The organism is Acidobacteriota bacterium (assembly GCA_016716715.1).
GTDB lineage: Bacteria > Acidobacteriota > Thermoanaerobaculia > UBA5066 > UBA5066 > Fen-183.
On the sequence record JADJVE010000004.1, the window covers coordinates 20,213 to 37,968 of the forward strand.

The 17,756-nt window shown below is 67.2% G+C and carries 21 protein-coding genes; 14 read left to right on the top strand and 7 right to left on the bottom strand.

All coding sequences use genetic code 11. The features are described from left to right. The first annotated feature begins 20 nt into the window (after positions 1 to 20). A complete protein-coding gene (locus IPL89_07295; GenBank protein ID MBK9062987.1) occupies positions 21 to 1,697 on the top strand; it encodes a tetratricopeptide repeat protein in 1,677 nt (558 codons plus the stop codon). 4 nt (positions 1,698 to 1,701) lie between these two features. Here IPL89_07295 and IPL89_07300 read toward each other — a convergent pair whose 3' ends face one another. The 4 genes from IPL89_07300 to IPL89_07315 all read right to left on the bottom strand — a co-directional run bounded on the left by IPL89_07300 (position 1,702) and on the right by IPL89_07315 (position 5,204). Then, positions 1,702 to 2,235, bottom strand: a complete 534-nt coding sequence (locus tag IPL89_07300) for a peroxiredoxin (protein MBK9062988.1) — start codon at positions 2,233 to 2,235, stop codon at positions 1,702 to 1,704. A 42-nt stretch (positions 2,236 to 2,277) separates the two neighbouring features. Further along, on the bottom strand, positions 2,278 to 2,763 hold the full coding sequence (locus IPL89_07305; protein MBK9062989.1) for a hypothetical protein: 486 nt from the start codon (positions 2,761 to 2,763) through the stop codon (positions 2,278 to 2,280). A gap of 70 nt (positions 2,764 to 2,833) precedes the next feature. Then, positions 2,834 to 4,513, bottom strand: coding sequence for a M28 family peptidase (locus tag IPL89_07310; GenBank protein MBK9062990.1), 1,680 nt, complete (start codon positions 4,511 to 4,513; stop codon positions 2,834 to 2,836). 43 nt (positions 4,514 to 4,556) lie between these two features. After that, the gene (locus IPL89_07315) at positions 4,557 to 5,204 is read right to left on the bottom strand and encodes a hemerythrin domain-containing protein (GenBank protein ID MBK9062991.1); all 648 of its coding nucleotides are present in this window, start codon (positions 5,202 to 5,204) and stop codon (positions 4,557 to 4,559) included. 127 nt (positions 5,205 to 5,331) lie between these two features. On the opposite strand from IPL89_07315, the gene IPL89_07320 reads away from it, so the two are divergent. After that, positions 5,332 to 6,582: an ammonium transporter gene (locus IPL89_07320; GenBank protein ID MBK9062992.1), complete on the top strand. Its 1,251-nt coding sequence runs from the start codon at positions 5,332 to 5,334 to the stop codon at positions 6,580 to 6,582. Positions 6,583 to 6,597: 15 nt separating this feature from the next. Here the strand turns inward: IPL89_07320 and IPL89_07325 are convergent, their stop codons facing one another. Continuing rightward, on the bottom strand, positions 6,598 to 6,879 hold the full coding sequence (locus IPL89_07325; protein ID MBK9062993.1) for an acyl-CoA-binding protein: 282 nt from the start codon (positions 6,877 to 6,879) through the stop codon (positions 6,598 to 6,600). An 89-nt stretch (positions 6,880 to 6,968) separates the two neighbouring features. Here IPL89_07325 and IPL89_07330 point away from each other — a divergent pair, with 89 nt between their 5' ends. The 3 genes from IPL89_07330 (at position 6,969) to IPL89_07340 (ending at position 10,229) form a co-directional block, all read left to right on the top strand. Further along, positions 6,969 to 7,844, top strand: a complete 876-nt coding sequence (locus IPL89_07330) for a thiolase family protein (protein ID MBK9062994.1) — start codon at positions 6,969 to 6,971, stop codon at positions 7,842 to 7,844. Continuing rightward, positions 7,841 to 8,176, top strand: a complete 336-nt coding sequence (locus IPL89_07335) for a hypothetical protein (GenBank protein ID MBK9062995.1) — start codon at positions 7,841 to 7,843, stop codon at positions 8,174 to 8,176. The genes IPL89_07330 and IPL89_07335 overlap by 4 nt, the downstream gene beginning before the upstream one ends. 139 nt (positions 8,177 to 8,315) lie before the next feature. Beyond that, positions 8,316 to 10,229, top strand: a complete 1,914-nt coding sequence (locus IPL89_07340; protein ID MBK9062996.1) for a carbon starvation protein A — start codon at positions 8,316 to 8,318, stop codon at positions 10,227 to 10,229. 63 nt (positions 10,230 to 10,292) lie between these two features. On the opposite strand, the gene IPL89_07345 is transcribed toward IPL89_07340, so the two are convergent. Beyond that, positions 10,293 to 10,754, bottom strand: a complete 462-nt coding sequence (locus IPL89_07345; protein MBK9062997.1) for a hypothetical protein — start codon at positions 10,752 to 10,754, stop codon at positions 10,293 to 10,295. A gap of 13 nt (positions 10,755 to 10,767) precedes the next feature. Then, the gene (locus IPL89_07350; protein MBK9062998.1) at positions 10,768 to 11,406 is read right to left on the bottom strand and encodes a hypothetical protein; all 639 of its coding nucleotides are present in this window, start codon (positions 11,404 to 11,406) and stop codon (positions 10,768 to 10,770) included. A 43-nt stretch (positions 11,407 to 11,449) separates the two neighbouring features. Here IPL89_07350 and IPL89_07355 point away from each other — a divergent pair, with 43 nt between their 5' ends. The 9 genes from IPL89_07355 to IPL89_07395 all read left to right on the top strand — a co-directional run bounded on the left by IPL89_07355 (position 11,450) and on the right by IPL89_07395 (position 17,539). Beyond that, the gene (locus IPL89_07355) at positions 11,450 to 11,752 is read left to right on the top strand and encodes a hypothetical protein (GenBank protein MBK9062999.1); all 303 of its coding nucleotides are present in this window, start codon (positions 11,450 to 11,452) and stop codon (positions 11,750 to 11,752) included. Positions 11,753 to 11,840: 88 nt separating this feature from the next. Next, positions 11,841 to 12,125, top strand: coding sequence for a hypothetical protein (locus IPL89_07360; GenBank protein ID MBK9063000.1), 285 nt, complete (start codon positions 11,841 to 11,843; stop codon positions 12,123 to 12,125). Between the two features lie 40 nt (positions 12,126 to 12,165). Further along, a complete protein-coding gene (locus IPL89_07365) occupies positions 12,166 to 13,152 on the top strand; it encodes a TRC40/GET3/ArsA family transport-energizing ATPase (protein ID MBK9063001.1) in 987 nt (328 codons plus the stop codon). An 11-nt stretch (positions 13,153 to 13,163) separates the two neighbouring features. Next, positions 13,164 to 14,144, top strand: a complete 981-nt coding sequence (locus IPL89_07370; GenBank protein ID MBK9063002.1) for an ArsA family ATPase — start codon at positions 13,164 to 13,166, stop codon at positions 14,142 to 14,144. Positions 14,145 to 14,173: 29 nt separating this feature from the next. Then, a complete protein-coding gene (locus IPL89_07375; protein ID MBK9063003.1) occupies positions 14,174 to 14,593 on the top strand; it encodes a DUF4019 domain-containing protein in 420 nt (139 codons plus the stop codon). Between the two features lie 3 nt (positions 14,594 to 14,596). Further along, positions 14,597 to 14,986 (top strand): hypothetical protein, encoded by a 390-nt coding sequence (locus IPL89_07380; protein MBK9063004.1) that lies wholly within the window; start codon positions 14,597 to 14,599, stop codon positions 14,984 to 14,986. A 10-nt stretch (positions 14,987 to 14,996) separates the two neighbouring features. Further along, the gene (locus tag IPL89_07385; GenBank protein ID MBK9063005.1) at positions 14,997 to 15,581 is read left to right on the top strand and encodes a lipid-binding SYLF domain-containing protein; all 585 of its coding nucleotides are present in this window, start codon (positions 14,997 to 14,999) and stop codon (positions 15,579 to 15,581) included. A gap of 64 nt (positions 15,582 to 15,645) precedes the next feature. After that, complete coding sequence (locus tag IPL89_07390; GenBank protein MBK9063006.1) at positions 15,646 to 15,924, top strand: hypothetical protein; 279 nt, start codon at positions 15,646 to 15,648, stop codon at positions 15,922 to 15,924. A 70-nt stretch (positions 15,925 to 15,994) separates the two neighbouring features. Continuing rightward, on the top strand, positions 15,995 to 17,539 hold the full coding sequence (locus IPL89_07395) for a sigma 54-interacting transcriptional regulator (GenBank protein ID MBK9063007.1): 1,545 nt from the start codon (positions 15,995 to 15,997) through the stop codon (positions 17,537 to 17,539). Positions 17,540 to 17,756 lie beyond the last annotated feature (217 nt).

The window sequence follows — 17,756 nt, forward strand, 5'->3', positions numbered from 1 at the left end:
AGAGGCCTTATCCTCCCGCCGTGCCGAAGAAGGCCCTCCTCGCCCTCGGGTCCCTGCTCGTTCTCGCGACGCTCGCGGCATACGTCCCCGCGCTGAAGGCCGGGTTCGTCTGGAACGACGACACGTACGTCACGGAGAACCCGACGCTGGACGGCCTCGCCGGCCTCCACCTCATCTGGACCGACACGAAGGCGAACGAGCAGTACTACCCGATGGTCTTCACGTCCTACTGGATCGAGAAGCGCCTCTGGGGACTCGCGCCCCTCGGCTACCACCTCGTGAACGTCCTCCTCCACGCGGCCAATGCGCTGCTGCTGTGGATCCTGCTCGCGCGGCTCGGCCTGCCGGGTCCGGGCTGGGCCGCGGCGCTCTTCGCGCTGCATCCGATGTGCGTCGAATCCGTCGCGTGGGTCGCGGAGCGCAAGAACACGCTGTCTCTCTTCCTGTCCCTCCTCGCGATGCTCGCGTACCTATCGTCACGGGAGGCAAAAGAGAGAAAGACCGGGGGATTCTTCCTCTTCGTCCTCGCCCTCTTCGCGAAGACGACCGCGGTGGTCGTCCCGGCCGTGCTCCTCGTCCTCGTCTGGTGGAAGCGCGGGGAGATCCGCGGGAAGGACGCCGGGCCGCTGGTTCCGTGGTTCGCCGCCGGAATCGCTCTCGCCGCGCACACCGCATGGCTCGAGCGGACGGTCGTCGCCGCGAGCGGAAAGGAGTGGTCGCTGGGCCTGGCGGGCCGCCTGGTCCTCGCCGGAGAAGTGGTCCTCTTCTATTCGAAGAAATTCTTCATCCCCCTCGATCTCTCCTTCTTCTACGAGCGTTGGACGGTCGACGCGCGCGCGATGGTTCAGTGGCTGCCGTCGCTCGGCGCGCTCGCTCTCCTCGTCCTCGCGTGGCGATTCCGGGAGCGCCTCGGCCGCGGCCCGCTCGCGTTCCTGCTGCTTTTCGGCGGCGTCCTCTTCCCCGCGATGGGTTTCTTCAACGTCTACGCGATGCGGTACTCCTGGGTGGCGGACCATTTCGCCTACCAGGCAGTCGCCGTGGCGTCGGCGGGGCTTGCCTGCGGTGCGGCGTTGGCACTCGCCAAGGCGCCGCCGCTCTGGCGGCGCGCCGCGGCTGCGGCCGGCGCCGGAATCCTCGTTTTCCTCGGCGTCCTCACCTTCCGCCAGGCCCGCATCTACGAGGGAGAAGAAACTCTCTGGAAAGACACACTTTCCAAGAACTCTTCGTGCTTCTCCTGCGAGACGAACTACGGGTTCTTCCTCGTCAACGCCGGCCGCACGTCCGAGGGCGTCGCGCACTTCGAGGCGTCGCTGAAGCTCAAGCCCGACAACGTCCCGGCGCTCCTCAACCTCGGGCGCGCCGCCGAACAGCGCGGGAGCCTCGGCGAGGCCGCGGCGCGTCTCCGGGAGGCTTACGCGATCGACCCCTCGGACGGGGCCGTCCTCGTCAACCTCGCCACGGTCGAGGTGAAGCTCGGGCGGGCCGCCGAGGCGATCCCCCTCTACGAGGCGGCATTGCGCCTCGGGACCGCCGACGCGCACCTCGCACACAACGGGCTCGGGGTCGCCTTCATGAGGCAGGGCCGGGTGGCCGAAGCCGCAGGGCAGTTCCGCGAGGCCCTCCGCCTGAGGCCGGACTACGACTTCGCGCGCGCGAACCTCGAACGGGCGCTCGCCGCCCTCGGCGCGGCTCCCTGACGGCTTACTTCGCGGCCTGGAGCTGAGCGAGGTCGGCGAGCACGTCGTCGCTGTGCGTCGAGGGATTGACCTTCAGGTAGGTCTTCCGGATCACGCCCGCCGGGTCGATCAGGAACGTGTTGCGCGCCGAGTACGTCTTGCCGTCGCGCACCACGGCGGAATCGTAGGCCTTCGTGACGGCGCCTTCCGTGTCGGCGAGCAGCTTGAAGCTCAACGCTTCCTTGGTGCAGAAGCTCCTGTGCGAATCCACGGTGTCGACGCTGACGCCGAGGATCACGGCGTTCGCCTTCTCGTACTTCGCGAGGTCGCGCTGGAAGTTGTGCGCCTCCATCGTGCAGCCCGACGTGAAGTCCTTCGGGTAGAAGTAGAGGACGACCCACTTGCCCTTGTTCTGCTCGAGGGTCACCGTCTGCCCTTCCTGGCTCGGAAGTGAGACGGCCGGGGCCTTCGCGCCGGCGGCCGGAGGCTCGGCGGCGGAGGGACGCGCGGCGGAAAGCACGAGGGCAGCGGCCGCGATGGAGCGGAGGAAGATCTTCATGCCGGAGAGCCTAGCAGACCGAGTCTCAGCGCCGGGGGTGCGTTACTGGCCCGGATCGTCAGCCGAAGGACCGTAGATCGACGGCACCTTCGCGCCCATGGGCCGCAGGTACGTCGAGAGCTGACCGCGGTGGTGGATCGCGTCGAAGAGGAAGCCCCACAGCATGTCGCCGAGGGCCGTCTCCCACGCGACTTTTCCGTCCATGAGGAAGCGCGCCTTCTTCTTCCAGGCTGCGTCCTTGACCCTCGCGAGACGCCGCTTGAGCAGCGCCGCGTTCTTCTCGTAGGCCGCGACGCTGACCGTGACGTCTGCCGGCGCCGGCTTCTGGACGAAGTTCACCTCCCCCTTGGCCAGGAGGACGCACGCGTCGTCGAGCTCGTTCGCGAGCAGCGAAACGATCTCGGCGGCGGACATCGACCGCGGGTGCGGGCGGTAGCCCGCACCGGCCGGGGGCACGGCCTTCAGCACGCGGACGAACTTCGGGATTTCCGACTTGAAGCACTGGACGAGGTGTTCACGGTTGTTCACGATTTCCTCCCTTTCGTCTGTGAGTTGAGCCTCGCTGCCTTGCGGATGCAGCCGACACCCGCGTCTCTCTTCATTTGGCCTCCGCGAGCGCCTTCAAACGCGCCGCCTCGAACTCGTCGCCCTTGTTCCAGCGCGGCATCTCGGGCGCGTCCGCGGTTCGGCAGCCGAGCCAGAACGCGAGGCGCATGTCCTCGACGGCCCCGGAGAAGTCCCAGCTCTCCCGGAAATCGTCCGAGGGCTGGTGGTAGTCGGTCTTCACGTAAGCCTCTTCCTGGGCCCTGCCCCAGCCCGGCGCCTTTCCGACCACGTCCGTCCCCTTCTTCAAGTACGCGGCCGGGACGCCGATCCTCGCGAAGTTGAACTGGTCCGAACGGTAAAAGGTCCCCTTCTCCGGGGACTCGTCGCCATGTGTGACCCGTCCCTGCATCGCGGCCAGCGCCGTGAAGTCCGCGTCGAGCGAGGACTTCCCGAGGCCGATCATCCCGACGTCCCGCGTTTTTCCGTAGACGCCGATCACGTCGACGTTCACGTTCGCAGCGATCCGGCCGGCGGGAACGGGGGGATGCTTCGCGAGCCACTCCGACCCGAGCAGTCCCTGCTCCTCCCCCGCAACGAGCGCGAAGTAGACGCTCCGGGCCGGCCTCTCCTTCAGCGAGGCAAACGCCTGCGCGATCGCGAGGATTCCCGCCACGCCCGACGCGTTGTCGAGGGCGCCGTTGTAGATCGCGTCGCCGCCCGGCGTCGCCGCGGGCTTGATTCCGAGGTGGTCGTGGTGCGCCGTGTAGATCACGGCCTCGCCCGCGCGCTGCGGATCCGCGCCGCGGAGCAGGCCGATCACGTTGCCGGATTCCTTCTTCGATACGGTGCTCGTGAAGGCGAGCGACATCGTGACGCCCAGCGGCACCGGTTTGAAGGCGCGCGTCTCGGCCGCGGCCCTGAGCGCGTCGAGGTCCTTGCCGCCGAGCGCGGCGAGCTTCTTCGCCAGCTCGTCGGTCGCCCACATCTTCATCGCCACGCGGGGGCTGCCGTCCTCGGGCAGCTCGAAGAGCTCGCCCTTCCACGACGTCTGGATCACCTGCCAGCCGTAACCGGCCGACGGCGTCGTGTGGATCACGATCGCGCCCGCGGCGCCGGCCTTCGCGGCCATGAGGTACTTGTAGTCCCAGCGCCCGTACCAGAGGCGCGTCTTCCCGGCAAAGAGGTTCGGCTCGGCAGGCGTGCCCTCCGGATCGTTGTTCATCATCAGGAGGACCTTGCCTCTCAGGTCGGCTCCCTTGTAGTCGTCCCACTTGTATTCGGGCGCGACGATCCCGTAACCGACGAAGACGATCTCGGCGTTTTCGATCTTCGACGCGGTCTTCTGGTCGCCCGCCACCGCGACGAAGTTCTCGCCGGGGACTCCCGGGGCCGTCCCCTTCGGCGACGCGAAGGCCGCGGGGACCGTGTACGTCGGCCGGATGCCGACGAGCGGGACCTTCTGGATCCATCCTCCGCCGGGGACGCCGGGTTCGAGGCCGAGGGCCTCCAGCCGCGCCTGGATGTAGGCCTCGGCCAGCGCGTCGCCGCGGGACGCGGGCCCGCGGCCTTCGAGAAGGTCGGACGAGAGGAACCGGATGTCGGCCTTGAGGCCGTCGGCGGTGATTTTGCCGGCGGCGTCTTTCTGCGCCGGCGTCACGAGGTCGGCGGCGAAGAGCGCAGGCGCTGCGAACACCGCGAGGGCGGCGGCGAGGAAGACAAGGCGGTTTCTCATGGCGGGAAACCTAGCAAGCCGCCCCGCCCGGCGCAACGCCCGTCTAGCCGTCCCGCTCGCGGAAGTCGTCCCACTCCTGCTCGCTCCACCACTCGCGCTCGAGGCCCTCGCACGACAGCCCGTAGGACGGGCAGATGACGCAGCCCTCCCCGCGGATCGCGCCCGCGTCCTCGCTGGGCGGGTAGAGAGCGAAGAGCCGCTCGGCCCCGTCCCGCGCGGCGCGCTCCTCGGCGTCGGGCGGGCGGCCCTCGAGATCCGGGGCGCCCGCGCGGCGCAGGCGGGCCTCGGCCTCCGGCAGGAGAACCGAGTTCTCGGCGTCGATGTGCGCGAGGAGGTCGCGCCGGTAGCGCGTCGAGAGGTCGAGCAGCCGTCCGCCCTGCCCCTCCGGCCTCGCGAGCAGCGGCGCGAACTCCTCGAGCGTCTTCGCCATCGCCGCGTGCTGGTCGAAGAGGGAGCGCACCGGCCCGGAGTCGGGGCGGATGGGCAGGTGCGCGAGCAGCGCCGGGAAGAGCGTGTCCTCCTCGCGCGCGTGGTGGTAGCGCCCGGCGAAGAGCCGGAAGAACGCAAGGAACGCGCCCGCGTCCGCGGGTTCGCCCCGCCCCCCGAGACGCGCCTCGACGTACGTGCGCAGCGCGCCGAGCGTCCGCTCGATGAAGACGTGCTCGGAGCGAAGCTCGTCGATCAGGCTCATGTCGTGAAGATCTGGTCCATTTGCCTCATTTACGCTGTCCGTCCGCGGCCCTAGTTTCTCCTGAAAGGCGGGAACGACTTCTCGCTTCAGGGCGCGCGTTCCCCCCGGCGCGACGAAGGAGAATCTCATGCCGCCGCTCCACCTCGACACCGGAAACACCGGGTTCATGCTTCTTTGCTGCAGCCTCGTCATGCTGATGACGCCAGGCCTGGCGTTCTTCTACGGTGGCCTGGTCGGCCGCAAAAACGTCCTCGGGATCATGATCCAGAGCTTCGTCTCGATGGGCTGGACGACGGTCCTCTGGTGGCTCTGCGGGTTCTCGATGTGCTTCAGCGGAGACCTCAAGAGCGGAACCGACTATTTCGGGATCGTCGGGAACTTCGACTGGAGGTTCCTCAGGAACATCACCCTGGACACGCCGAGCCCGAACGACACGATCCCCATGATCGTCTTCTGCGCCTATCAGATGATGTTCGCGATCATCACGCCGGCTCTCATCACCGGCGCGTTCGCGAACCGGGTCACGTTCAAGGCCTACATGGCGTTCCTGACCGGGTGGCTTCTCTTCGTGTACTTCCCGTTCGTCCACATGGTGTGGGGCGGCGGAATTCTCGCGAAGTGGGGCGTTCTCGACTTCGCGGGCGGCATCGTCGTCCACAACATCGCCGGCATCGCCGCCCTCGCCTCCGTCCTCTACGTCGGCAAGCGCAAGATCGTCGACCGCGGGCCCCACAGCATCCCGCTCGTCGCTCTCGGCACCGGGCTTCTCTGGTTCGGCTGGTACGGCTTCAACGCCGGCAGCGAGTTCCGGGTCGACTCCGTCACCGCGGTCGCGTTCCTCAACACCGACCTCGCCGCGTCGTTCGCGGCCATCGCATGGCTCGGGATGGACTGGATCACCTCGAAGAAGCCGAAGTTCCTGGGGCTCCTCACGGGCGCCGTGGCGGGCCTCGCCACGATCACTCCCGCGGCCGGCTACGTCTCGCCGTCGACCGCCTGCCTCATCGGCGTCATCGCCGGAATCGTCTGCTTCTATGCGGTCGCGCTCAAGAACAAGCTCGGGTGGGACGACGCGCTCGACGTCTGGGGCGTCCACGGCGTGGGCGGCTTCCTCGGGATCGTGCTCCTCGGCGTCTTCGCGACGACGAGCTTCAACCCGAACGGCGTCAACGGGCTTCTCCACGGAAACCCTCGCTTCTTCTTCGTTCAGGTCGGGGCCGTCCTCTTCTCCTCGGTCTGGGCTTTCGTCTTCACGCTCGGCATGCTCTGGGCGATCAACAAGTTCACCCCCGTCCACGTCGAGGACGAGACCGAGCAGTCGGGTCTCGACGAGGGGCTGCACGGCGAGCGCGCCTATCTGGAGGACGGCGCGGCCTGAGAGAGGCCGGCCGGCTCAGCCCAGTTCTTCAGCGAGGGAGTCCACGAGGGCTGCGTACTTCTTCATCGCGTCGTCCTTCGAGGCGCCCTTCCGCTTCGCCCACGCGTCGTACTTCGCCCGGCCCTTGAGATCGAAGAGGCCCGGCCGCTCGCCCGAGACGTCGCCGTCCGTGGCCTGCTTGTAGAGGCCGTAGAGGTCCAGGAGCTGGTCGTTGGACGGGCGGGACGGGAGCTTCTCGACCCGCGCCTTGGCGTCCTTGAACTGGTCGGCGACGGATTTCGCCTTCTTGGCCGGCATGCGTTGTCCTCCGTGCGCGCGATTCTGCGGCGAAGCCCGCCGATCCTGCAAACGTTGCCGATTCTCCCGGGCGGCTCTAGATTCGATGGATGACGCAGCCTCTCTACATCGCCGCCTACCACCAGTCGAAGTTCGGAAAGCTCATGGGGCTCACGGTTCCCGAGATCGTCTCGCGCGCCGTGACGGAGACGGCCGGCTCGATCCCGGCCGACCCCTCCCTGTTCGACGTCGCCTCGATCGGAGCCACCTGCAACTTCACGCTCAACGAGCAGGGCCTCCTCGCGGGCCTCGTCGCGATGGCCCCCGGCATGGCGGCCAAGCCCATCGAGGCCGTGGAGAACGCCTGCGCGTCCGGCGGCGAAGCGATCCTCTCGGTCGCGCGCAAGCTTCTCCTCGGCGAGGGTGACACGGGCATCGCCGTCGGCTTCGAGAAGATGCGCGACGCCGAGGGCAAGATGGACGGGAAGCTCATCGGCAAGGTGCTCGGGTACTTTTCGCACCCCGACGAGCGCGCCGGGAAGACGTTCGTCTTTCCCCACCTCTTCGCCGAGGTGATGGATCTCTACCTGAAGGAGCACGGCGTCACCGAGGCCGACCTCGCGGCGATCGCCGTCCAGGAGTACGCGAACGCGCGGCACAACCCCTTCGCCCAGATGCAGAAGAACGACGTCACGCTCGAGAAAGCGCTCGCGATCGAGGGCATCAACCGGTACGTCGTGGACGGCCTGCCGCTCAAGACGCTGGATTGCTCGCAGATCACGGACGGCTACGCCGGCCTCGTCCTCGCGACCGAGAAGGGGCTCGCGAAGCTGGGCGTCGCGAAGAAGGACGCCGTCCGCCTCGCCGGTTTCGGCCAGGCGACGGACCCGCTCCTGAAGGCCGGACGGGACGTCCTCCACCCCTGCGGCGCGAAGACCGCGATGGCGAAAGCGTACGCGCGGGCGGGGTCGACCCCAAGGACGTGAACGTCGCCGAGGTGCACGACTGCTTCACCGTGATGGGCGCGATCGGGACCGAGGTGATCGGCAAGGCGCCCGCGGGCAAGGGCGCCGCGTACTGGGTGGACGGCAAGGCGCGGCCCGACGGCGAGTGCGGGATCAACACGTCGGGCGGCCTGATCGCGAAGGGCCACCCCATCGGGGCGACCGGCATCGCCATGGTGGGCTGGGCGGCCTGGCAGCTCCTCGGGAAGGTCCCCGAAAAGCTGCAGGTCCCGAACGCCCGGGCCGCGGCGACATTCAACATCGGCGGTCCGATCTGCGCGTCCGTATGCACGGTGCTGACGCCGGCGGCCTGAGCCCCGTCCCCGGCCAACTTTCGCGCTCTCTGCCACTTCCCCGCCGCATTTGCATCATGGCCGGCGGCGGCTGCCGGCCCTAGCTTTCGGCCAAATCGGGGGGGAATCTCGTCCGAAAAGTCCGAAAGGAGCCCGTCTGATGAATACCCTGTGGATGGTCCTGATTGCCGTCCTCGTCATCTACGCGGCCTACAACTACGCGCGGCGCGTGGATAAAAACGTCATCCAGGCGGACGTCAAGAGGGCGACTCCCGCGAAAATGTACATGGACGGCGTGGACTTCATGCCCACGTCCCGGAACGTCCTGTACGGCTACCACTTCAAATCGATCGCGGCGGCAGGTCCGATCGTCGGTCCCATCACCGCGGCGAACATCTGGGGCTGGGGGCCGTCCCTCCTCTGGCTCGTCATCGGCGTGAGCCTGATCGGCTGGGCGAGCGACTACTCCGCGATCATGGTGGCCGTCCGGAACGACGGCAACAGCCTGAGCGCGATCTCGCACAAGCTCATCGCGCCGCGCACGCGCCGCATCCTGTTCGTCTTCATCTTCTTCTACCTCATGCTCCTCGCCGGCGCCTTCGTCGGCATCCTCGCGGCCATCCTCTCGGCGCGGCCGGACGTCCCGTTCGGGATCATCATGCTGGCGCTCATGGGCCTTCTCGCGGGCCAGATGATGTACCGCTGGAAGATGGACCTCGTCCTCGTAACGCTGATCGTCGTCGTCGCGACGATCGCCGCGATGGCGCTCGGCCCGTGGGGCCAGCACAAGGACGACAAGGGCAAGCTCGTGCAGGGGCCGGTCGGAAGCGCGATCGTGTCGATCAACGCCTCCGTCGACGACCTCACGGGCAAGCAGCCCCTCATGCAGCTCGTGGATCCGACGAACGCCGACCCGCGCATCCCGGCGCCCGGCCCCGACGGCAAGCGGCCCACGACCGCCGCCTACGACGCCGCCACGTCCCAGGTGAAGACGCTCCCGAACTACCTCCTCTGGATGGCGTTCCTCTTCGTCTTCTCGTACTGCGGCGCGAACATGCCGATCTGGCGTTTCGCGCAGCCCGTCAACTACATCGGCTTCTGGATCATGCTCATCACGATCGTCCTGTCGGCCGTCGGCATGATCGTCGCGCCGCTCAGCGGCGTGAAGGACGCAGCCGGGAACGTCATCGGCGCCTTCGCGCTCACGGCCGTCAAGGACCTCGGCTTTGCGCTGCCGCTGGCCGGCAAGGCCTGGCAGCCGCTGTGGCCCATGCTGTTCGTGACGATCGCCTGCGGGGCGATCTCGGGCTGGCATGCGCTCGTAGGCTCCGTCGGCACCGCCCGGCAGCTCGAGTACGAGACCGATTGCCTGCCCGTGGGCGCCGGCTCGATGCTCGGCGAGTACTCCCTCGCCACCCTGTCCCTCACCGCGGTCTCCATCGCGGGGGTCGGCGGCGGCGGCGGCCGGTTCGCGGCGGGCGTCGGCAAGCTCATCTTCGCCGGGACCTTCGGGATCATCCCCGAGGTGTTCGGCACGGCGCTCGGCTTCGGCGCCTTCGTCATGATCGTCCTCACCGTGACCCAGCTCGTCTTCCGCGTCATGCGCGTGACGCTGGCCGAGTGGATGGGCGACACCGTTCCTCTGTTCCGCAACATGCACGTGTCCAGCATCATCTCGATGGCGCTCACGGCGGCGCTCGTCCTCACGGGCACGTGGGTCTACCTCTGGCAGATGTTCGGCGCGTCGAACCAGCTCATGGCGGCGCTCTCGCTCCTCGTCGTCACGGTCTGGCTGAAGTCCGAAAAGCGCAACCCGAGCTACGCCCTCTACCCGATGCTCTTCATGTACTTCACGACGCTCTTCGCGACGTGCGTGACGGCCCGGAACCTCTACGTCACGATCGCCGCGAACCCCGCGATGAGCGGGCTGCCGGTCGCGGGCGCCTGGGCCATGATCATCGTGGCGGCGCTGCTCCTCGTCGCGTCCCTCGTCATCGGGTGGGACGGCCTCAAGGCCTACCGGAAGTACTCCGCACAGCCGCCCGCCGGCAAGCCGGCCGTGGCCAGGGCCTGACCGCCGCGCCTCCTCGCCGCGTTCTCCGCGCCGCCGCGACACCCGTCGCGGCGGCTTTTTCGTTCAGCGCCCGTTCTTCGAGAACTCGAGGACCATCTTCTTGCGCTCCGGCTCGAAGTTCACCGGACGGCCGGAGGTGCCGTCGAAGAAGGCGATGGTCAGCCGGCCCCCTTCGAGCCGAAAGAGCATCGAGATCGCTCTCTCGGTCGAAGGCGGAACCGGATCGATGCGGAACGCATCCGGCGCGCCGGGGTCTGCCGCCAGCGTGAAGCGGGCCGACGTCCCTTCTCCGTTCGTCGCGGAAAGGGCGCCGCTCGAGAACGTCCACGTCCCGCTCGAGAACTTCCGGTCCGGGACCGGCTGGCCGTTGAACCTGGCGCTCCGCAGAATCCAGGTTCCATCGAGGGCACGCAGGGAGGCGCCTGCACGAGCGGCGTCCGGCGGGGCGGGAGCGACGTCCACGGGCGCGGCCGCGGCGGCGCTGAACGAAGCGGAGAGAAGCACGATCAGGAGGGCCTTCTCCATGGTGTGCGTCCTCCTAGCGCCGGGAGGCGATCTCAGCGAGCGCGCGCACGGAGCGGAAGAAACCCGCGGAGTCGAGGGACTCGGCGGGCAGATCCACGTGGAATTCCAGGTGCGTCTCGCTCCGCCGCACGGACAGCCGCCGCACGGTCGCGCCGGTTGTCCGGGCTTCCTGCCAGAGCGCGTCCGCCCGCGCGAGAGCCTCGTCGAACCGGGTGAAGACCGCGAGAGCCCCGGGCTGAGACGGCTCGCGCACGGACCAGCGCTCGTCCTTCATCCGGCGCAGCGCGTCGCGCCCGGACCAGCTCGCACGGTCGAGCATCTCGACGTCCGCGAGCGGGGGCTTCTCGAGCCGCGCCCGGACGATGAGCGTGTCGCGCCGCCCGCGCGCGCGGGAGATCGCCCACAGCCACGGCAGGTCCCTCGGGGCGAGAAAAACGACGAGGGAAGCGGACTCGAACGGCGCCTTCGCGTTCGCGAGGCCGAGGTCCACCGCCGTCGTCCCGATCCAGCGCACGGTGGCCTTGTCGCCCAGAGCCTTGAGGCCGCCCTGCAGCCAGTTCAGCGCCCGATTCCCCCGCTTCACGTTCGCGCCGCTCCCCAGCGCGAACCAGCCGAGGACGAAGGCCACGAGGGCCAGGAGGGCCTGCGACATCTCGATCGTGCGACTTCCAAAAGACGATAACAGACGCGGCCGCGTGCTAGCGTCACTTCCGGGAGGGCTCGTGGAGACGGCCCCATGGCGCAAAGCGGTCCGGGAGTTCCTCTACGGGATGTTCCTGCACGAGCACGTCGAGCAGGCACGCGACGCCCGCGCCTCGCTCGAGAGCCTCTTCCTCGTCGTCGTGTTCGGCGACATGGTGGGACTGCCCGTCCTGCCGCCGTATTACGCGCTCCGCCTCCTCCCCCACACGCTCGGCGCCGTGCCGGGCTGGAAGCGCCGGATCCTCCGCGAGCGGGGCCTCGGCGACGAGCACGAGCACCACCTTCACGGCATCTGAGGCTTTTTCCTGCCCGATTTGATGCATCTGCATCGGGCCGACGCGTCCGCGAGCCCCTAGGTTCTAGGAGGCGGAAAAGGAGGGCCGGATGGTCGAGAAGCGCTCTGAACGGGCCGGCGGCGTCAGGGGCCTCTGGCAGGGCTTCAAGGAGACGATCTACGGGATGTCGGCTCACGACATGAGCCGCGCGGCGCTCCGGACCCGGGCGTCCATGGAGCACCTCTTCATCCTGATCACGATGGGCGACCTTCTCGGGATCCCGATCCTCCCGCCGTACTACAGCCTCCGGCTCCTTCCGCACGTGGTCCCCCAGATCGCGACGTGGAAGCGCCGGATGCTGCGCGAGAAGGACGTCTCGGACGCGATGTTCTGAGCCTGGTCTCGTCCTTCAGGCGATCTGAACGGGAGGCACCATGGGCATGAAGGAAGTCTTCGACCAGAACCCCGGCCGCCGCTACATCATGTTCGGCGGAAAGGGCGGGCTCGGAAAGACCACGTTTTCGGCCGCGACGGCTTACTGGCTCGCGTCCCAGGGGAAGAAAGTCCTCGTCTTCTCCGTCGACCCGCAGGCCTCCCTGACGGACATCTTCCAGAAGGACATCTTCGGGAAGGGCCCGGTCAAGATCATGGAGAACCTGTGGGCGCAGGAGATCGACGCCGACAGCCACATCAAGGCCTACCAGGACGAGATCCGCAAGAAGATCCGCGACATGTACGGCCTCGCGGAGGTGCCCGAGGAGATCGAGAGCTACATCCAGGCCGCGAGCGCCGAGCCCGCCATGGAGGAGAGCGCGATCTTCGACGCCGTCGTGGACGTCGTCGTCCAGAAGGACTACGACTACTACATCTACGACCTCGTGCCGCTCGGCCACGCCCTCTACTACCTCTCGATGGCCAAGGTCTACGACGAGTGGATCAACAAGGTCACGAAGCTCCGCGAGGACATGCGCGAGTACGAGGAGATGGTCAGCCGCCTGAAGCGCGAGAAGGAGACCGAGCAGGACGAGATCCTCAAGGAGCTCATCTACATCAAGGGGCGGATCAACGCGTCCTCGAAGATCCTCACGGACAAGGACATGACGGCGTTCTTCTTCGTCGTGACGCCCGAGGACATGATCATCCGGGACACGGAGAAGGCCGCGAAGCTCTTCGCCCAGTTCGACGTCCCGATCGGCGGCTACGTCGTCAACCGCGTCATCCCGCACGAGCTGATCGACCAGAACATCCCCGACTACCTGCGCAACCGGATCCAGATGCAGGACAAGTACATCGGGAACATCAAGACGACGTTCGGCAAGGACGTGCTCGCCTACGTCCCGGAGCTCGAGCGCGACGTCACGGGCCTTCCGATGATCGAGAAGCTCGCGAAGATCATGTACGGCGACCAGAAGCTCGGCTGAGAGGAAGCGCCATGCCCGAAATCCAGACCTCCATGAGCGCCTACATCAAGGAGCACGCCGGCCTGAAGTACATCTTCTTCGGCGGCAAGGGCGGCGTCGGCAAGACGGTGTTCGCCGCCGCGACCGCGGTGCACAACGCCCAGCTGGGCCGCCGGACGATCCTCGCGTCCACGAACCCCGTGCACAGCCTCTCGAGCCTCCTCGGCCAGAACGTCCTTGGCAAGCACACGCCGGTCGACGGCGTCCCGAACCTCTGGGCGTACGAGATCGAGACGAAGGAGACGATCGAGCGCAGCAAGGTCGAGATCCGCGAAAAGATCCAGTGGTTCCTGAAGTTCGCCGACATCTCGACCAAGGCCGAGGACTTCGTCGAGTCCGCGACGATGAACCCCGCCTTCGAGGAGTCGGCGATGTTCGAGAACATGATCGACCTCATGTTCAAGGACGAGTACGACGTCTACGTCTTCGACACCGCGCCCACCGCAAACGCGCGGCGGCTGCTCGGGATGTCGAAGGTGTACGGGCTGTGGGTCAACAAGATGCTCAAGAGCCGTGAGGAAGCGAAGACTCTGCGCGAGCTGCTTTCGTTCACGAAGAAGAAGGAGGTGGACCCGCTCATGGCCTACCTCATCTCCTTCCGCGAGCGGATGGAGCACGGCCGCGTCCTCCTCACGGACCCCGAGAAGACGTCGTTCTTCTTCGTCACGCTCCCCGAGGCGCTCCCGATCGCTGTCATCACGCGGTTCATCCAGTGGTTCCACGACTTCGGGATCCCGGTCGGCGGCGTCCTCGTGAACATGCTGATCGACAAGAAGTCCCTCGACGCCGGAGCGGCCGACTTCGTGAAGAACCGCGTCGCGATGCAGGACGAGCACATGAAGACCGTCTGGCAGAAGTTCGACGGCAGCGTCCGGGCGATCGTGCCGCTCTACGAGACGGAGATCCGCGGCATCCCGATGCTCAAGAGGCTCGGCGACGCGATGTTCGCGTAGGAGCGCACCACCGACGGACAGGAGACGCCATGAAAACGTTGGTATCCGTTGCTGCCGCGACCCTTTTTCTCGTCGGCTTCTCGACCTCAGCGGATGACAGCGCTGCCGTCGCTCAGGCCCAGGTTGCAGCGAGGAGCTGGCTTGCCCTCACGGATAGCGGGAAGTACGGCGAGAGCTGGGACAACGCGTCGTCCTTCTCCAAGAGCGCCGTCACAAGGGCAGACTGGGAGAAGGCCATCAAGGGCGGCCGCTCGCCACTCGGCGCCATGAAGGCCCGAAAGGTCAAGTCGGCCACCTTCACGCGCACTCTTCCGGGCGCGCCGGATGGAGAGTACGTCGTCATTCAGTTCGAATCGCAGTTCGAGAACAAGGCGGCCGCGATCGAGACGGTCACACCCATGCATGAAAAGGACGGCGCCTGGAGGGTTTCGGGCTACTACATAAAATAGGACATGCGGACGGTTCCGATCCTCTGCGCCGCGGCCCTCGCGATCTGTCTCGCGGGTTGCGCCACGGTGGGGCGGGTCGACCTGTCGTCGCCGCGCTGCGGGGACGACCTCGCCCGGCAGCTCGGCGACGTCATCTTCGAACAGGGAGAATCGCGGCTCATCGCGGACGACCTCGCGAACGGCCTCACCGGCGACCTGAGCACGGGCGCCCTCAGCCCCGTTAGCTTCTTCGCCGACTCTCCCTCGGGATGCCAGTACGGCTTCGCGATCCACCACACGTCGGAGGGCTGCGTTCTCCGGCTTTACTACCGGAAGAGCCCCACGTCGACGGTCACGAACAACCTCACGTACATCGCCACAAGAGCACTCAAGGAGTGCACCTGCAGCCAATAGGAGGCGACCCATGAATCTTTCGTTGCGTCGCGCACTCGTCTTCTCCGTTCTCCTCGCTCTCGCGGCCTTCCCCGCCGCCCGGGTCCTCGCCGCGACCGACGCGGAGACCATCAAGGTGTTCAAGGACGCCGGCGAGAGCGGCCAGTTCTTCGACAAGAGCTATGGCTATGCCGTCTTCGCGAACGTCGGCAAGGGCGGCCTCGGCGTCGGGGCGGCGCACGGCACGGGCCGCGTCTACGAGAAGGGCAAGGTCGTGGGCGACGTCAAGATGAACCAGGTCTCGATCGGCGCCCAGCTCGGCGGGCAGTCCTACAGCGAGATCATTTTCTTCGAGGACAAGCGCGCCTTCGACGAGTTCACGAGCGGCAGCTTCGAGTTCGGCGCGGAAGTGTCGGCCGTGGCGATCACGGCAGGCGCGTCTGCCTCGGCCGGCAGCGGCGGCTCGAAGGCGGGCGCCAGCGGCGGGAAACACGACGCGACGACGGCCGGCGGCTACCACAAGGGAATCGCGGTCTTCACGGTCGCCAAGGGCGGGCTGATGTACCAGGCCGCCGTCGGCGGGCAGAAGTTCAAATACACGCCGAAGAAGAAGTAGCGGCTCCCGCCACTTCCCGTTCGACCGGGCTTCGGGCATTCTTCGGTGAAGGAGATCGCTGACGATGCCGAGGTTCCTGATCGAGGTTCCGCACGAAGCGAGCACCCTGGCCTGCGCCCGGGCCGTTGAGGTGTTCCTCAAGTCCGGGTCCCACTACCTGACTCACGCCGACTGGGGATGCCGGGACGGGGACCACAGGTCGTGGATCGTGGTGGAGGTCGACGGCAAGGACGCCGCCCGGGGCATCCTGCCTCCGGCGTTCCGGTCCCAGGCGAAGATTGTCCAGCTCAACCCGTTTTCGATGCCGGAAATCGAAGAGATCATCCGCCAGCACACGCCCTGACGGATCGGCGTTCCTCGAGTTCCTGCGACACGATATCAACGGGTCCGCGGAGTAGGCTTCCGGCGCAGGAATGCCGATGCCGTCCCTCCATCCGAGCGAGCTGACCATGCTGCTGGACCTGAGCGAAGCGCTTGGGTCGCCGCTGAACCTCCGGGCGTCGTTCGCGCGGGCCCTCGAGATCCTCGAGACCGACCTGAGGGCGGTCTTCGGGATGGTCGCGCTCTTCGAGGCCGAGACCGGGGAACTCAAGGTGGAGGCCGTCACGGGCCGGCACGACGCGGCCGCCCGGAAGGCGCGCTACCGGCTCGGCGAAGGCATCTCGACGCGCGTGGTCAAGACGGGCAAGCCGATCGCGGTGCCGCACGCGAGCCAGGAGCCGCTGTTCCGGGACCAGCTCGGCCTTCTCGCGTCGAGGACGACGTCAAAGGACGACCTGTCGTACACCTCGGTCCCGATCCGGATCGACGGCAAGAGCGCCGGCGCCCTCGCCGTCGCCTTCGTCTACGACAAGAACCGCGACCTCGGGCACCTCGTGAAAGTGCTCGGGATCGCCGCCTCGATGCTGGGGCAGGCGGTGCGCGTGCACCGCCTCCTGGAGGGCAAGCGCGATCGGCTCATGGAGGAGAACCGGCAGCTCAAGGAGAAGCTCCGCGAGCGGTACGACGTCGGAAACCTCGTCGGGACGAGCCACCCGATGCAGAAGCTCTTCGAGGAGGTCGCGCAGGCGGCCCCCGCGAACACGACCGTCCTGATCCGGGGCGAATCGGGGACCGGCAAGGAGCTGGTCGCCCATGCGATCCACTACAACTCCCCGCGCGCGGGCAAGCCGTTCATCAAGGTCAGCTGCGCGGCGTTGCCGGAGAGCCTGATCGAGTCCGAGCTCTTCGGGTACGAGCCGGGCGCCTTCACGGGCGCCGAGAGGCAGAAGAAGGGGCGGTTCGAGCTGGCGCACGGCGGAACCCTTTTTCTCGACGAGGTGGGCGACCTGCCTGCCTCGACGCAGGTGAAGCTCCTCCGCGTCCTGCAGGAACGGGAGTTCGAGAGGCTCGGCGGCGTCAAGCCGGTCCGGGTCGACGTCCGGCTGATCACCGCCACGAACATCGACCTCGACTCGGCGATGAAGGAAGGCCGTTTCCGGGAAGACCTCTACTACCGGTTGAACGTCTTCGGACTCTTCGTGCCGCCGCTCCGCGAGCGCCGGTCGGACATCCTTCTCCTCGCCGACCACTTCGTCGAGAAGTACGCCGCGGCCCACGGAAAGAGCGTCCGGAGGATCTCCACTTCGGCGATCGACATGCTCATGAGCTACCACTGGCCGGGCAACGTGCGGGAGCTCGAGAATTGCATCGAGCGCGCCGTGCTCATCTGCGAGGGCGGCGTGATCCACGCCCACCACCTCCCTCCCACACTCCAGACGGCGGAGGTCTCCAACACGCTCCCCGGGCAGGCGCTCGCGGACGCGGTCTCGGGGTTCGAGAAGGACCTGATCCTCGACGGGCTGAAGATCGCGCGCGGCAACCGGGCCAAGGCCGCGAGGCTCCTCCGGACGACGGAGAGGATCCTCAACTACAAGATCCGAAAGCTCGGCATCGACGCCTCCCGCTTCCGGCCCTGAAGAACGGAAGAGGAAAGAGAAGAAGAGAATAGATTCCTACGAATGTGTAGGACTTGCCAAGGGCGCCGACAGATTCGTTGCCGCAATCGGCTCGGAACCCGCACCCGCCCCGAAGAACCGCTCCTGTCGCGCGGCCTCTTCGGCCAACTCCGCCTTCACATGATGCTGTTTGATACACTCTCGTAACGCTTCTTCTAATTTCTGACAATCTCGTAAC